The organism is Paenibacillus sp. D2_2, from assembly GCF_031199965.1.
Classification (GTDB): Bacteria; Bacillota; Bacilli; order Paenibacillales; family Paenibacillaceae; genus Fontibacillus.
In genome coordinates this window covers 1,405,412-1,421,459 of the sequence record NZ_CP133605.1, presented here as the reverse complement: position 1 = coordinate 1,421,459, position 16,048 = coordinate 1,405,412, and the positions used below count along the sequence as shown (strand labels likewise).

General features: G+C 45.1%; 11 protein-coding genes and 4 pseudogenes. 7 read left to right on the top strand and 8 right to left on the bottom strand.

Translation table 11 applies throughout. From position 1 onward, the window contains the following. Positions 1-26 precede the first annotated feature (26 nt). The 5 genes from RE628_RS07060 (at position 27) to RE628_RS07040 (ending at position 4,979) form a co-directional block, all read left to right on the top strand. Entirely contained in the window at positions 27-953 is a 927-nt protein-coding gene (locus RE628_RS07060; RefSeq protein WP_309158101.1) for an aldo/keto reductase, read from the top strand. 79 nt (positions 954-1,032) lie between these two features. Next, positions 1,033-2,387 (top strand): IS3 family transposase gene (locus RE628_RS07055; RefSeq protein WP_309158099.1). Its coding sequence is split into 2 segments (ribosomal slippage): positions 1,033-1,483 and positions 1,483-2,387, totalling 1,356 coding nucleotides; the frame shifts between segments, so codons are not numbered across the junction. Between the two features lie 164 nt (positions 2,388-2,551). Continuing rightward, positions 2,552-3,733 carry an oxalate decarboxylase family bicupin gene (locus RE628_RS07050; RefSeq protein WP_309158098.1) on the top strand — a complete coding sequence of 394 codons (1,182 nt, stop codon included), beginning with the start codon at positions 2,552-2,554 and terminating at the stop codon, positions 3,731-3,733. Positions 3,734-3,861: 128 nt separating this feature from the next. Beyond that, positions 3,862-4,452: a bifunctional transcriptional activator/DNA repair enzyme AdaA gene (locus RE628_RS07045; RefSeq protein ID WP_309159397.1), complete on the top strand. Its 591-nt coding sequence runs from the start codon at positions 3,862-3,864 to the stop codon at positions 4,450-4,452. Continuing rightward, a complete protein-coding gene (locus tag RE628_RS07040; RefSeq protein WP_309158097.1) occupies positions 4,449-4,979 on the top strand; it encodes a methylated-DNA--[protein]-cysteine S-methyltransferase in 531 nt (176 codons plus the stop codon). The genes RE628_RS07045 and RE628_RS07040 overlap by 4 nt, the downstream gene beginning before the upstream one ends. A 78-nt stretch (positions 4,980-5,057) precedes the next feature. Here RE628_RS07040 and RE628_RS07035 read toward each other — a convergent pair whose 3' ends face one another. Further along, positions 5,058-5,459, bottom strand: a complete 402-nt coding sequence (locus RE628_RS07035) for a DUF2871 domain-containing protein (RefSeq protein WP_309158095.1) — start codon at positions 5,457-5,459, stop codon at positions 5,058-5,060. Between the two features lie 177 nt (positions 5,460-5,636). Between RE628_RS07035 and RE628_RS07030 the strand changes: the two genes are divergently transcribed. Then, a complete protein-coding gene (locus RE628_RS07030) occupies positions 5,637-6,224 on the top strand; it encodes a hypothetical protein (RefSeq protein ID WP_309158094.1) in 588 nt (195 codons plus the stop codon). 113 nt (positions 6,225-6,337) lie between these two features. Here RE628_RS07030 and RE628_RS07025 read toward each other — a convergent pair whose 3' ends face one another. From RE628_RS07025 to RE628_RS07015, 3 genes and pseudogenes are all read right to left on the bottom strand, one after another. Then, on the bottom strand, positions 6,338-7,024 hold the full coding sequence (locus RE628_RS07025) for a DNA alkylation repair protein (RefSeq protein WP_309158093.1): 687 nt from the start codon (positions 7,022-7,024) through the stop codon (positions 6,338-6,340). A 99-nt stretch (positions 7,025-7,123) separates the two neighbouring features. Continuing rightward, positions 7,124-8,201, bottom strand: a pseudogene (locus RE628_RS07020) (Gfo/Idh/MocA family protein). A gap of 285 nt (positions 8,202-8,486) precedes the next feature. Then, complete coding sequence (locus RE628_RS07015; RefSeq protein WP_309158091.1) at positions 8,487-9,299, bottom strand: hypothetical protein; 813 nt, start codon at positions 9,297-9,299, stop codon at positions 8,487-8,489. A 147-nt stretch (positions 9,300-9,446) separates the two neighbouring features. Between RE628_RS07015 and RE628_RS07010 the strand changes: the two genes are divergently transcribed. Further along, the gene (locus RE628_RS07010) at positions 9,447-10,142 is read left to right on the top strand and encodes a lipase family protein (protein ID WP_309158090.1); all 696 of its coding nucleotides are present in this window, start codon (positions 9,447-9,449) and stop codon (positions 10,140-10,142) included. A 512-nt stretch (positions 10,143-10,654) separates the two neighbouring features. Here the strand turns inward: RE628_RS07010 and sigK are convergent. The 4 genes and pseudogenes from sigK to RE628_RS06990 all read right to left on the bottom strand — a co-directional run bounded on the left by sigK (position 10,655) and on the right by RE628_RS06990 (position 15,930). Further along, positions 10,655-11,352: pseudogene (gene sigK, locus RE628_RS07005) on the bottom strand (RNA polymerase sporulation sigma factor SigK). A 175-nt stretch (positions 11,353-11,527) separates the two neighbouring features. Next, a pseudogene (locus RE628_RS07000) lies at positions 11,528-13,176 on the bottom strand (FAD-binding dehydrogenase). A gap of 272 nt (positions 13,177-13,448) precedes the next feature. Next, positions 13,449-15,240: pseudogene (locus RE628_RS06995) on the bottom strand (S9 family peptidase). 171 nt (positions 15,241-15,411) lie between these two features. Continuing rightward, the gene (locus RE628_RS06990) at positions 15,412-15,930 is read right to left on the bottom strand and encodes a VanZ family protein (protein WP_309158089.1); all 519 of its coding nucleotides are present in this window, start codon (positions 15,928-15,930) and stop codon (positions 15,412-15,414) included. Between the last annotated feature and the right edge of the window lie 118 nt (positions 15,931-16,048).

The window sequence follows — 16,048 nt, the reverse complement described above, 5'->3', positions numbered from 1 at the left end:
GAGAATATGAAGGGAGAATGTAAAGTATGAAATACATTAACATCGCTGGAACTGATATGAAAGCGTCAAATATAGTTATGGGCAATATGCGCCTGAAGCAGCTCTCTTTGTCCGAGGCAGAGAAACTGATTCGTACTGCACTGGACAATGAGATCAATTTCTTCGACCACGCAGATATTTACGGACCATCCTATGGGGAGTGCGAATCCTATTTCGCCGAAGCCATCCAAATGAATCCTGAAATCCGGGAAAAAATGATTCTGCAAAGTAAATGTGGCATTCGTCCAGGTTACTTCGATTTCTCCAAAGAACACATTATCGAAGCAACAGACGGCATCCTGAAGCGTCTAAATACTGAGTATCTGGATGTACTGCTGCTCCACCGTCCCGATACTTTAATGGAACCAGAAGAAGTTGCAGAGGCATTTGATCAATTGCACCGCAGCGGTAAAGTTCGTTATTTCGGCGTATCCAATCAGACTCCGAATCAAATGGAACTGTTACAGAAATACATGTCTCATAAAATCGTAGCTAACCAGCTGCAGCTTAGCATCACGCATACACCGATGTTCGATTCGTCCCTCGCCTTCAATATGGATGTCGATCAATCTGTGAATCGCGACAGCGGCGTTCTCGAATATTGCCGTTTGAAGGATATTACGATTCAAGCATGGTCTCCATTCCAGAAAGGCTTCTTCAATGGTCCTTTCCTTGGCGACCTAGAGAATTATCCAGAACTCAACAAAATTCTTGATGAGCTTGCCGAGAAATACGGAGTGACGAATACAACCATCGCCGTAGCCTGGATTACACGCCATCCAGCTAACATGCAGGTCGTACTTGGCACGACAAATGAACAAAGACTCATCGATTCCTGCAAAGGCTCGGACATTCCGCTCACCAGAGAAGAATGGTACAGCATCTACAAAGCAGGCGGTAAGATCTTACCGTAAACAAAACTAAGGGGCTGTCCTATAAGTGAACTGCACCCCAATTGTTAGACACAACTAACAATTGGAGGTGCAGTTTTTTATGTGGAAATTTTCTGTAAAAGAGAAGCTCGAAATTGTATTAAGATATTTGGAAGGTAACGAAGTTGCGCCATCCATTGGAAGAAAATATGGTGTATCCAAAACTCAAATTTACTCTTGGGCAAAGCTGTACAGCGAGTGGGGGATTGAAGGTTTTCGAATAAAAGACTATGCTTCATATTCACCAGAGTTTAAACTAGAGGTACTTGAATATCGGTTAAAAACGAAGGCCTCATATGTAGATATCGCTGCGCATTTTGGTATTCCCTCACCTTCACCTATCAAAAGATGGGTTAAAGAGTTTGAAAGAAAGGGATTTGACGCCTTCAAAGCAAAGAAAAAGGGGCGTACATCCATGAACAAAGAAACAAAGAAACCAACAAAACAAGATGAAGGGTCACTTGAGAAACTACAGGCAGAAAACGAACGTTTACGTATGGAAAATGCCTATTTAAAAAAGTTGAATGCCTTAGTTCAAAACAAGGAAAAATCACCAAACAAGACAAAGCGCAAGTAGTCTATGAATTAAGGCGTGAATTTCCGGTGATAGCACTTCTGCAGCTTGCAGGTATTCCGCGCAGCACCTATTATTACGTGATTAAAAGCTTCGGACGTCCCGATCCAGATGGCGAGCTAAAGGTACTCATTCAATCCATTTATGACGAGCATGAAGGCCGCTATGGTTATCGTCGTATTCGTGATGAATTAAGGAATCGTGAGCATCAGGTGAACCATAAAAAGGTCCAACGTATTATGAAAGAGCTAGGATTAATATCAATAGTCCGTGTGAAAAAGTACCGCTCGTACAAAGGTAAGGTCGGTCAGATTGCACCGAACTTATTAGACCGTAATTTTAAAGCAGAGAGACCAAATCAGAAATGGGTGACAGACATTACAGAATTTAAATTACTGGGAGAAAAACTGTATCTGTCACCTGTTCTGGATTTATATAACGGTGAAATCATTTCGTATACGATAGGATTTAGACCTACCTACTCTCTTGTATCAGATATGCTAGAGCAAGCTTTTGAAAGGCTAACGATAGAAGGCAAGCTTCTCATGCATTCAGATCAAGGATGGCACTATCAGATGAAGCAATACCGTCAGGCATTACAAAGAAAACAAATCACGCAGAGTATGTCGCGAAAGGGCAACTGTTATGATAATTCTGTGATGGAGAACTTCTTCGGTATTCTCAAATCAGAATTCCTTTATATAAAGGAATTTAAAAGTATTGAACATTTTAAAGAGGAATTATCCAAGTATATTAACTACTATAATTACAAGCGGATTAAATCAAAATTAAAAGGCATGAGTCCGGTACAATACCGGACTCATGCCCAACAAACTGCTTAATGAAAATAAACTGTCTAACTTTTGGGGTCACTTCAAAGTCGTCAAAGACTACGCGGGACAGCTCCTTTTTTGTTCTTCCGAACTAATATTACACAAGCCCTAACTCATAGACATATTCTGAATGGGCGAAAATGATGCCCATATTCAAGGAGGGATATCATTTAATGGCGAAATCAGAGCAAAGCAACTGTGAACCTCCCCGCATCCCCCAGCCGATACGTAGCGATGGTGCGGGCGGACCCGATTATGGACCGCGGGATGTGATGAGAGACCGAGAGAACCCTGATATGCTGGTGCCCCCGGCTACCGATGCCGGGCTGCTGCCGAATCTGGTTATGTCTTTCTCCGACACCCACATGCAGCTTAATGAGGGCGGATGGTCAAGAGAAATTACCGTACGCGATCTACCGATCGCCAAGACCCTGGCAGGCGTTAACATGAGTTTGGTACCGGGCGGGGTACGCGAGCTCCATTGGCATCAGCAAGCGGAATGGGCCTATATGCTGCTCGGCAGCGCTAGAATTACCGCGGTGGATCAGAATGGACGGAATTTTATCGCCGATATTGAAGCGGGAGATCTGTGGTATTTTCCAGCGGGTATCCCCCACTCTATTCAAGCGCTTGAGAACGGATGTGAATTTTTGCTCGTCTTTGATGACGGCAATTTCTCAGATCTGAATACACTATCCATTTCAGACTGGTTCGCCCATACACCCAAAGAAATCCTCTCCGCCAACTTCGGAGTAGATGAGGCTGCTTTTGATGGAATACCCGATAAGCAGCTATATATATTTCCTGACAAGGTCCCAGGATCGCTAGCTAGTCAGGAGGTTCAGTCTCCCTACGGTACGGTTCCCCTTAGCTTCAAGCATAAGCTGCTAGCACAGACTCCACTTAAGACACCGGGCGGGAGCGTCCGCATCGCTGATTCCTCCAACTTTCCGATCTCCAAGACAGTTGCGGCTGCACTGGTCGAGATTAAGCCGGGTGCTATGCGCGAATTGCACTGGCATCCCAACAATGATGAATGGCAATATTACCTGACTGGTCAAGGCCGGATGACCGTATTCGGCAGTAATGGAGTCGCGCGTACCTTCAACGTCCGGGCAGGTGATGTCGGTTATGTTCCTTTCGCCTTCGGACACTACATTCAGAACACCGGGGACGATACCCTCTGGTTTCTGGAAATGTTCAAGAGCGACCACTTCGCGGATATCTCACTGAATCAATGGATGGCCCTTACGCCGCGTGACCTAGTGCAAGCCAATCTGAATGCGACTCCAGAATTGCTGGACGCTCTTCGCAAAGAGAAATGGCCTGTTGTCAAATACGATCATCTAAAATAAGACCTTCCCTCTGAATTTCGTTATCTTGCTATTACAGCTTAAAAAGCGTACGATGATCCCAATTAAAGAGTATATTAGTATACGAAGCCGATATGAAACCAGGGGGATTATACTTGAAGCACACATCCATGCATCATCATCCTATAGAGCTGACCCATCAGCGGTGGAACGCTATTGTCTACAATGACCCCACCTATGACGGGAAATTCTTCTATGCTGTCAAGACCACGGGGATCTTCTGCAGACCATCCTGCAAATCGAGGCCGCCGAAAATGGAGAATATCCGCCTGTTCGAAACTGCTGAGCAGGCCTTATCCGAGAATTTTAGGCCCTGCAAGCGCTGCAGGCCAACTGGTCAGCGTCTGCCTGATGATGAATGGATTCAGGTTGTCACGGACTACATCGACAACAATTACGATGCATCTCTTACCCTCCAGACCCTCGCCGACGCCAGTCATGGAAGCCCCTACCACCTTCATCGGACTTTCAAAAAAATAAAGGGTGTAACGCCGGTCGAATATATCCAGCAGGTACGAATTACAAAAGCCAAGCTGCTGCTGCTTCATTCCGGGCTGGAGGTCGCCAAAGTTGGCGCCAGCGTAGGGATGGCGAATACGGCTTATTTTATAACCCTGTTCAAGAAACGGACCGGAATCACGCCAGCACAATATCGCAAAGAACACGCAAGCATTCCGTACGAAGGAGACGACTTATTATGAAGCAAAATTCGCATATGATGGTGTACTGGTCTCAATTATCACAAGAGGACTGGAGCATTTACCTGGCTGCTACCCAACAAGGGCTCTGCTACGTAGGATCTCAGAATAAGGATTTCGAAGAGCTAAGTCAGTGGGTAGAGAAGCACTATAAGGAATACCATCTGATTCATAATGATGAAATCCTCCGTCCTTATATTGTTGAGCTGACCGAATATTTGCATGGACATAGGCAACAGTTCTCCCTTCCGATCGAACTTGCGGGAACCCCATTTCAAAAAGAAGTGTGGGACGCTTTAGTTGCAATCCCTTATGGGCAGACATGTTCTTATTCCGACATTGCCAATCATATACAGAGGCCATCGGCAGTTCGTGCGGTAGGTACCGCAATCGGTGCGAATCCCGTTCTGATTACCGTTCCATGTCATCGGGTAATAGGCAAGAACGGTGCCTTAACCGGCTATCGTGGTGGACTTGAGATGAAGACGAAACTGCTGGAGCTGGAGCAAAGCGGATCGAACGTGCAATAGGCGGGAATTTATCATAAAAGGCATGGTCCCCGAGGTTTATCCTAGGGTTCCATGCCTTTTTATTGGAAAGTGCTATTATCACTGCTGTTTATACGCTTTATTCAACAACAACATATACCAGACCAATGCGATGCCGATAATCGAATGAGACATCCCTGCCATATGACTCAGCCCCGCCATATCGTTACCGTTCACCTGTAGTATTCCGCGCACCGTCATAGAGCCAATCGTCAGAACTAGACCGATATTATAGACGATGAACCAGGCATTGAAAGATTTGATCTGATGAACCGAGAAGAGCTTCGACAGAATCAGACTGATCAGGAAGAACATAAAGCCAAGAATAAGAACGTGGGTATGTAGAACATTTAATACCGTATACCCATCAAAGCCTTGCGCCTTCGTATATTCCCTCGCAAATACTCCAAAACCTAACCCAATCAATAAATAGATAAAAGCGGCTATATATGATTTTCTCATCAATGACCCTCCATCATTTACTTACTTCAGTCTATTGTAAATAACTTAGGCCAAGATTGTAATCATTATCAACTGTTGTTTGAAGATTGTTCACATTTTCAAAACGAGAAAGATTGGGTTCTATGTTAAAGTGTCCTTGAACTAAATGTCACAATGTACAAAGAAAGGAATAACATCATGAACAAGACAACCACGAAAGTAGTTGCTGGTATTGCTGTGGTAGCTATAGCGGGAGCCCTGATCCTGATACCAAACCTAAACAACTCCAAGCCAAGTCCGTTAGAATCTACGAATGCTGCACCTTCCGAGACAAATTCCAATGCGACAAGAAATGCCAACGAAAAAAATACTGCCACTACGCCAGCAGAGGATACTGTTCTGCCTTCTGTTTCGGAGGAGAATACTACCGATAATACCGATAATACCGATACTGCGATGACCACAATATACAAGGACAGTTACAAGACGGTCGTCCTATTCAATCAAGCTCAGATCGAAGCGTTAACCGGAAATTCACTTGACGCTGATTCTATCAAAGATATACAAGACAAGCTCGAGCAAGAGGATACTTGGACCGCAAAGAACTTCCCGTCCTCAGAAGCCAAATTGATCGCCGATGCGGCTAACGAGGAATCACATAAGCTGCAATCCATCCTCATGAAAATCACACAAAATAATGTGTCCGATTTGAAACTAATCATCGTACACAATAAGCATCATAGCAGTGCTCATTTTGGCTCCGATAATCGTGAGCAGACACATTAACCAAGTCGGAGAGAAGATAATCTCCAACTTAAAACCCACCGCTAGGTTATCAACCTGAAGCGGTGGGTTTCTCATTACTTGCGTTTTATGAACTGCATTTTACTCTGTATGCATTACGCTTTACGCTTCATACTGCGAATGACCTGCTTGGTGGCTTGATCTACTCGGTAGGATTCCGTGATCTTCTGCAAGGCCTTATTATACGTAAACAGATCCTGCGTGCTATGTTGTAAATATTCCATCGTCGGTTCAGGAAGCTTAATATAACAGATCGAGATTGCCCAGGCTACGGCCATTTTGACATAGTAGCCTTCATGTCTAATACCGTCCAAAATTTGCAGCACCCGGTCGATATATTCCTCCAGCACATAATATTCAAGCAGCATGACTACCCCGAAGCGGATCTCATACTCCTGATCGGACTCTAGATAAGGTTGCAAGAAGTCCCATACCTTGTCCAGATGCGATTTCGTAAGCTTTAACCCGCCACAGAAGCTGTCACACACGGACCAATTATTGATTTTGGGCACAAATTGTGCCGTATATTTTAGCATTTCATCGATATCCTTCGCCGCATAGCCGATGACCATACCCTGCAGCATCGTCTCTTCGAAATACTCATCCTCCGCCTCAGCCAAATAGGAGCGCCAATCGGAACGTACTATTCTCTGGGCGATTTTTCGCAGAGCAGGCAGCCGTACTCCAGCGACATTATCGATACTCGGAATCAGCTTCGAGCTAAATTTGCGATATTCCTCCTCAGCCAGTTCCAAAATTTGTTCCTTAATCGTCTTCTCCACAACACAACCTCCGAACCCGAATTCAATGACAATATCAGATAGAAAAAGCCCAACGGTCTCAGTGTCTCCACCTATTACCGTCAGGCTTATCTTACACTATTATTTGCCCGCAGGCTCGTACGTATCAAAATCCTTCACAACTTCATTGGTCTCGCCAGCCTGGAATATCGCTTCGATCAGATTCAATACGCGCAATACTTCAGGATTCTTGACGATCGGTTCTGCTTTACCCTCAAGCACATCCGCAAAATTATCGTAAAAGCTGCTCGGACGTTGGAACGGTTCAGGCAAAGTGCCAGTAATCGTAGCTTCTTCGGATGGCGGAGCCATCGTTTTCGTTAATCCAACGCCAGCCCGAATTGGCTTAGGCTCTATTTTGCCCACTGCATTATTTCGCGTTACAGTTCTTCCAGTCAAAGACCAGTCTTCAATAATCGCGGTGCCCTCAGTACCCTTCACATACCATCTTGGCAAAGTGATATAGTTGGTCGTTCCTACCTCAACAGTGGCAGTAACTCCATTCTCAAATTGCAGAAAAGCCTCGAAACCATCGTCAACTTCATCGCCAAGAATGAAGCTAAGCCGGCTTCTAACGCTAACAATTTTGCTATCTATCATATCTACCATCTGGTCCAGCAAATGAACGCCCAATCCAGTAGCATTCCGCCGCCATATTGTTTGATATGACGCCAGTCGCCTGGAATTCCATTCGCTCCATGCACCCTGGATTCAAGTTGGAACAAGTCACCAATGGTTCTCTCGTTATACATTTTCTTAATGATCAAGTAATCTTCATCCCAACGACGATTCTGGTGAACCATCAGAACTTTACCTACCTCATCGGCCACCGCAACCATATCTTGAAAATCGCTTACGGACATTGTAACTGGCTTCTCGCAAATGACATGCTTGCCAGCCTGCAAAGCTTGAATAGCCAGCTCCTTATGAACGTCATTTGGCGTAGCGATTAATACTACCTCTACCGAAGAATCGTTCAACACTGCTTCAAAGCTGTCATAAGCATGGTAGCCTGCTTGCTTCGAAGCTTCGCGACGCTCCTCAAGCAAATCATAAGTACCTTTGACCTCTACTCTGCCATTCTCAGTAATCAAGTGGCCGTGATAGCTTCCCATTCCCCGTAGCCAACAATAACTACGGTATGCTTAGTATTGCTCATGAATGTTGTCTCCCTTCCCTTGTGCAACACAGTATGATTATTTATCCCTCAGAGTGAAGCCATAAAGGTATCGGCGCTAAAACCGACCTATGTGAGCATACGCTATAAGGGGGATTTCTTACACTTTTCAAGTTTATTCTCTAACAACAGAGATGTAATTGCAAGCGTATTCAGCCAATTCGACGTAATTCTTACTTTTCTATTCTACATTCTGATTGGATCCTTCTGACACGCTTCATTCTATCAGCAATAACCTCATCTAGCTATTATAAAATTGCGACATTCTTATGTTAGTCTTGCCGGTTGATCCGATTTCAGGACTAATAGCAATCCTAAACGTACAGCGCCAATGTCCAGAATAGAGCGGACTAACAAATCCACTAGATCTGCTTGGAAGAAGATCGGCAGAAAGAAATTAAACAGGAGAAGATTTAGGCCAAATAATGCACCTCCTAGCAACAAAAGCTTTCTTTTGGCACACTTGTCAGTTATATGCGCCTCAAACCACCTCATGATCAGTCCAATACATATGCCTGTCACAACTACCCACAGAAGGGTCTGAACAGGTTCATAAAAGAAAGAGGAATATATGTCAAACAGCAGGTATTGAATTAGTCTGCCCACAAAAAAACAGCCAGCCACGCTAATTATCATTTTAATATGGAAAGAAGTCGGCCTCAATTGGACTGTCCTCTTAGGCTTGAAACTGCGTTCCGTTAATAACAAGCTAAGCGCGATCCCCATCACAAGAAAGGCGAAGCCATTCGCAAGCGGGTACTGTATCCGCTCCAGTGGCTTTACATGTGGCAGTGGCTCCAGCAGATATATGATCCAGATGGTGCTGCAGGCTGCGCCATATTTCATACCTCTAACCCATCTGTTCCCGGATAATTGGTCCCTCACGATCAGATACAGCGAGGCGATAATCGTATAAGTGAAAATGCCGTAAATGCTAAGAATCATAGGCATCGTTCCGTTGTCACAAAATTTACTCGGACTTAAAATGTCCTGGTTGCAAGCGGGAATTAACATTTGAGCGATAAATCTACTGCAAGTTGTAATCGCTCCGACCGCCAGCAGCTTCAAGATTTGCTTCACTAGGCACTCCTCCTCGTACGGATATAAATCCATATTAAGTTTGAACTCTAGTATTAATAAATGACTTTTATCTCGGAAAATCTTCCACAATATAGGCATCTCTCCATGATCCCCCTAATATATTGTAGGAGAAAGGCGGAGATACTCGTGAGGACAATCGTTGAACAAGAACAACGGGCCATCTTTCTGGCCGCCGTCTGCGGACAGACCTATGAGCAGTTCTCTAACACGGACGGCTCATTTATCGTCCCATTAAATTATTCGATCACGGATACGATCGAAGCAAAATCAATTATCGATATATGGGAGCCCTTCGGGTTTATTCTAGAGTCCCCACACGAGATTATCGTAGCCTTTCGCGGAACCAGTTCAACGACCAATTGGATATCCGACATCATTGCTTCCCAGAAAAAATTCAAATATGTCAAAGAAAACTGTCTCACGCACCGCGGCTTTACCGATATATATTCATCTGCCCGCAGCCAGATCATGTCCACGCTAGCCAAGCTATCTTCTAACAAGGCATTGTATGTTACCGGGCATAGCCTTGGCGCTGCATTAGCAACACTATGTGCGATAGATATCGCCGCCAATACCGATTTTGACTCACCGTACTTATTTACATATGGAGCACCTCGTGTAGGCGATCCATCCTTTTCAAAAGCTTTTACAAAATATGTACGAAGCAGCTATCGCATTGCTAATGGATTTGACGTTGTCACCCATGCTCCTCCAACGATCTATAAGCTGCCTAAACGCGAGAAGAAATACTATTACAGTCATGTTCCGACCCTCTCTCCCAGAACTTCCAAAATGGATCCTTCAGCGGTAACCACATCATAAGCAGCTATTTCACCGAACTCTCCAAGCTTCAACCGCGATATGCCCAGCTGCTCTGTTCAACGAACCCGGGATTCTGTCCGGTTGCTGAAACGAAGGATGAAGCGTAAATTGTATGGTTCCAGAGCTTGTCCAAGATCTTTTCAATCTCTAACGAAACTACAAATCGTTATTTCCTCAAAAACAGCGGAAAATTAAATCTAACGAAACTACAGATCGTTATTTGGGAGAAATCGAGACTTTAAGCCACTAATTTGCTTCAATAGCGATACTCAGTTTCGTTAGAGATGGATAATAAGGTCATCTCCAATTTATGCACCTCATAATGAGGTGCTTTTTCTACAATATACAAGGAGGATGTATGTACAATCTGAAGACAAAAGCTATGGTATTCGGTAAATAGACGGAGCATTAGTGGGCTTTGAACTACTTCTACAGCAAGTTGTTCAAAAAACTCTGAGTACGCCAAAAAATACAGGCGCCCGTTCTCCGGTACGCCTGTTTTCTTCTTATATTCACCGCTTCGCCTTATAAAACTCATGATACAGCTTCATGAGCGCTCTTTCTCAATCCGTGACACATAGCTGCGGCTAATCCCAAGCTCCCTGGCAATTTCACGCTGAGTCCGTTCCTCGCCTCCGTGCTCAAGGCCGAACCTTCCTTTGATAACTTCCTGTTCTCTGGAATCCAATATATCGAGATTTTGATAAATTTTACTCTTCTCCATCTTAAGCTGAACCCGGTCGACCACGTCATCCTCTTCTGTTCCAAGGATATCGATCAGCGTAATTTCGTTTCCTTCCTTGTCAGTTCCTATTGGATCATGTAGGGAAACGTCTTTGCGGGTCTTCTTCAAGGACCGTAAGTGCATCAGGATTTCGTTCTCAATACAACGTGCAGCGAAAGTAGCCAGCTTCGTGCCTTTATTCGGCCGGAAGCTCTCGATCGCCTTGATAAGCCCAATCGTTCCAATCGAGATCAGGTCTTCCAGGTCCTCACCTGTGTTATCGAATTTCTTCACGATATGTGCCACAAGCCGCAGATTATGCTCAATCAGCAAATTGCGAGATATCGCGTCGCCTTCAGCCATCCGCTGAAGGTGCTTCGTTTCCTCTTCTTCCGTCAGCGGCTGAGGAAAGGCGTTGTTTTTCACATACGAGACTAGCAAGGTCAACTGTTTAATGAACAGCGCAATTGCAGATACCAACTCCATGAACAGCACCTCCACGTCGATTAGCTGAAGAGGCATGCACATCTTAGTACACCGCTTCAGCACACATTGAAGTTCAGTTGTACATTGTATGTGGGCGGCGGCCCAGATGTGCCTGTTCAGGAAATTGAATCTAGATAATAAATATGTGACTTGCAACGTTCAAGGGGAAGAACTCTTAAAGACTCGCCAGTGCCCTACCAGCTTCTCTTCCAGTGAAAAGGCAACCGCCGAGAAACGTTCCTTCCAGTGCGCGGTAACCGTGGACCCCTCCGCCACCAAATCCAGCCACTTCTCCTACCGCATAAAGTCCAGGAACCGGACTGCCTAATGAATTTAGTACTCGTCCAGATAAATCCGTTTGCAGTCCTCCAAGCGTTTTCCGACTAACGATACGCAAACGTACCGCAATCAGCGGGCCATTGTGAGGGTCGAGAAATTTGTGAGGTGCTGCTACCCTGATGAGCCGATCACCTAAGTAGTTCCTTGCCCCCGAAGTGCTGTAATTTGTAGATCCTTAGTGAATTTATTATCCATCTCACGGTCCCTGGCAATCAGTTGTCGCTCGATCTCTGCCAGTTTTATTAAATTATCGCTTGTTAGCTTATTCATCCCAGCTACGAGTTCCGGCAGTGTATGTGCTATTACGAAATCTTCCCCATGATCCAGAAAAGCTTGTACCGGAGCTGGAATGCCACCGAGTGCTCTGGATAAGACCATACGAATGCTTTTACCAGTTAGATCCGGATTTTGTTCGGATCCAGAAAGGGCAAATTCTTTTTCAATCACCTTTTTAGTTAAAATAAACCACGAATAATCATACCCGGTATCTTGAATCGTCTTTAAAGTGCCCAAAGTATCAAATCCAGGAAAATTGGGAGCTGGAAAACGTTGCCCTTTTGCATCCAACCAAAGGGACGAAGGGCCAGGAAGAATACGAATACCATGCTTTGGCCAAATGGGATTCCAATTCTTAATGCCCTCCGTATAGTGCCACATTCGATCTCTGTTGACGATACGCCCGCCTGCTTGCTCGGTAATGCCTAACATTCGACCGTCGACATGAGCAGGAACTCCGGAGAGCATTGTTTTCGGTGCCTTTCCAAGCCCCGGCGGCCAATTTTGTCTAACCAGTTCGTGATTTCCTCCAATACCTCCACTGGAAATTACAACGGCTTGCGCATGAAATTCAAAGTCACCCAGCACCTCACGAGAACTTTCTTCACCACGTTCGGCAGAACTCGAAATAAGAATTGAACCTCGAACACCTATAACAGCACCTTCATGAGTAATAAGTTCATCCACCCGATGACGCGGGCGATAATCAACAACTCCTGAGCTCATTGCACTCCGAACCATCTGCTCAAATGGTTTCACAATTCCCGGACCTGTTCCCCATACAACGTGAAAACGAGGTACAGAGTTGCCATGACCCTCAGCAAGATATCCACCACGTTCTGCCCATCCGACTACAGGAAAAAACCGAATTCCTAATGAGTGCAACCATGCACGCTTTTCACCGGCAGCGAAGTCAATATAAGCCTCCGCCCACTTTCTACCCCAATAATCTTCGTCTTCTTCCCGATCAAATCCGGCAGAGCCTAACCAATCTTGCCAAGCGAGTTCACGAGAATCTTTAATTCCCATCCAGCGTTGCTCAGGTGAATTGACTAGGAAAAGTCCACCAAACGACCACCAAGCCTGCCCGCCAAGTGAGGATTCCGGCTCTTGATCTAATAGCAGCACTTTTTTACCTGACTTCACGATCTCTGAGGTTGCCACTAGACCTGATAAACCGGCACCAACAACAATAACGTCATATTCCATGGTTGCCTCCCATTAATTTGGTTTTGCTACTTTCTTTCTCCGTTCACAATTGTAATCGCTTTCAAATACCGTGATGATATACCATATGCGGGGTGAAATAGCCGCCCCGCCCTGTTCCTCCGAACAGCAGCAAGAGCGGCTTTTTGCGCGCTTTATCAAGCTCAAGTTAAGTATGATTGCAACTCCAATATCGAGGGACTAATTATTCATTAGTACTCTCCTACAGATACAATTATGCACTTTTTCACTTATTTGCTTATTCACAACACAACTTACTTACAACGCTCAAGGAACTCCACCATACGTCGATAAGCAATCTTCTCGTTCGCCTTCTTCGTGATCCCGTGGCCCTCGTCGTCGAACACAATGTATTCGATATCACGCCCTTTGGCACGAAGTGCTTCAACGATCTGATCGGATTCTTCTTTCACCACTCGAGGGTCATTGGCCCCCTGAATGATGAGCATAGGATTCACCATCGTATCGAGGTACGTAATTGGCGAATCTTTAATGAAGCGCTCGCGGTCACGTTCCGGATTGCCGATCCAAAGCTCCATCATTGATTTCCAATGCTCAGGCACAGAGTTGTAGAAGGTGAACAGATTGCTCACGCCTACGATATCGATAGCTGCGCGGAAGTACTCTGGATTGCGTCCCGCAAGCAACAGTGTCATATAACCGCCGTAGCTACCTCCCATAACGAATAGCTTCTCACGACTTGAAATGCCCTGCTCAAATAGCCATTCCATTCCCGCTAGACAATCCTTGCGCGGTCCTTCGCCCCAATCCTGCTCCACAAGCTTTTCAAAAGTGCTCCCATAGCCCGAACTGCCGCGGAAGTTAGGACAGAAAATGTTATATCCCTGAGCAATGATATATTGGAACATCGCCGGAACTGCTTACGCTCCGCTGCTTGCGGACCGCCATGCGGCCAGAAAACCGTGTAGCCATTCGCTACTGCTTCGTTCGCACGGTACAGCAGCGCTTCAATCTCCATATCGTCAAAAGATGCATACGTAATCACCTCAGGTGAGCAAAGGTCGTCTACGGACAAGCCCACCATCACATTCTTCGTCATCATCGTCCACGTACCATCTTTGTACCGGTAGATGTTATGTGGCTGCGCTGCCCCCGACCTAGCAAATACACTTGCCGTGAACGAGCAACGATAAGCTGATCCACAATATCCGTGGGCAGCGGAATTTGCGTTAATTCACCGCTATCTATTGAATAAGTATACATCCTATCTTCAACACCCAACTCTGTCAAAATGTACAGAGTGCGAGAATCCTTATGCCAGCTCAGATTCTTAACACTTTCATGCTCGATTTGACACACAGGCTGGAAGCTACCATTGGTTATATCGTACTGTGCGATATACGTATATTCTGATTCATAGTTCGTTGCGAACAGTAATACATGATCCTCAATATAATGTACATCCCCTGCAATATGAGTAACTTCCTCATTCGGAGTCAAGCAACGATCCTCTACACCCTCTTGATGCACATAGCTAAGCGCATGAGTATTCGAATATATCTTGGTATAGACGTAGGATTTCTCGTCTGGACTTACGGCTGCAAGCTCGGTAGCTGCGTCCTTGCCTTCAAGAAGGAGATGATCATCCATCGTCTCCAGATTCAATACTCGTGCATTCATAAACATTGGGTTGTCTTTAGTGGTGCAGTAATATACACGCTTACCATCTTCAGATATGTGTATAAAAAAGTGCTTATCCTCTGGTGCCGCTTCGAACAGTGCTACCGGCTCACCACCATTCCAGCGTAGCGCATGGAATTGATAGTTCTCGTTCCCATCACGATCGAAAGAGGTTAATATATGACGTCCCTCCGGATCAAGCTTAATAAAGCCACAAGCCTGATCATTGTAAGTCAACGGGTATGGATAAGCGGTCTCACCCTCCAAATCCATCGCCCACAAATTAAATTTGCCATTCATCGTGCTGCTGAATACAAGTCTGGACTCATCTTTGCTTACACCAAATTGACGAATGATATAAGTTTGAAAAAACTGCTCCACTTCTGGCTTAGGAAATGAAATCATATACCACGCTTCCTCCTCAGTTCTCCATCTATTATCCGCAGGTCGATAAGATTAAGTTCTTGCTCTGGATTAGATACAATTATAATCGATATCAATTGGAAAATATATCAATCTACGAGATGGTCTTGCATCCGTCGCGAGACTGATGAACTGAGTAGACAACGCCTAATGCTAAAAACGCGTGTAGGGCCGGTTTCTTCTGTGACGGTGATGAATGATGGCTCCCACTATGACATAGCAGAGCACCACTAAAACAATTCCGATGCTATCAATCCCCACATCAATAGCCTGACCTGTGCGATTCACCACAAATGTCTGATGCCACTCATCGGACATTGCATACAACAGCGTGATGGTAGCTCCTCCTGCAATAGCTGAAGCACGCCCCCACTTCAGGGCAAGCAGGGTTTGAATGGACAGTAACGTTAGTACAGCGAAGATACTAACATGTGCACCCTTGCGAATAAAGAACTCGATAAAGTCATAAGGCTGCTTCGAAGTTACAAGCTGATCCCCATAATAAAAGTCCACATCAGGTAGAATTTGCACCAGCTTATCGGGAAGATGAGCCGATAATGAGGGACGGAGATCCTGCTCATAGTAGGGCTGAGAAGATTTATAGAAAATAAATGCCATACAAATTATTGTTAAAAGAAGCCAGATCAGAAACTTTTTACGCTGATAAATCATGTTCGTGAGAACCTCCTGCTGTTTTTTCCTTATTCTATCATTGTACGTCTAAAAGAAAGAGACCGAAGCCTTACGGCTCGGTCTCTACAGACTAACAAGAAAAGCCTTCTCTAACGGA

Bases quoted from the DNA above. Each gene is read 5' to 3' on its own strand.
- RE628_RS07060 (WP_309158101.1), top strand. From the start codon at position 27: ATGAAATACATTAACATCGCTGGAACTGATATGAAAGCGTCAAATATA.
- RE628_RS07050 (WP_309158098.1), top strand. From the start codon at position 2,552: ATGGCGAAATCAGAGCAAAGCAACTGTGAACCTCCCCGCATCCCCCAG.
- RE628_RS07045 (WP_309159397.1), top strand. From the start codon at position 3,862: ATGCATCATCATCCTATAGAGCTGACCCATCAGCGGTGGAACGCTATT.
- RE628_RS07040 (WP_309158097.1), top strand. From the start codon at position 4,449: ATGAAGCAAAATTCGCATATGATGGTGTACTGGTCTCAATTATCACAA.
- RE628_RS07035 (WP_309158095.1), bottom strand. From the start codon at position 5,459: ATGAGAAAATCATATATAGCCGCTTTTATCTATTTATTGATTGGGTTA.
- RE628_RS07030 (WP_309158094.1), top strand. From the start codon at position 5,637: ATGAACAAGACAACCACGAAAGTAGTTGCTGGTATTGCTGTGGTAGCT.
- RE628_RS06990 (WP_309158089.1), bottom strand. From the start codon at position 15,930: ATGATTTATCAGCGTAAAAAGTTTCTGATCTGGCTTCTTTTAACAATA.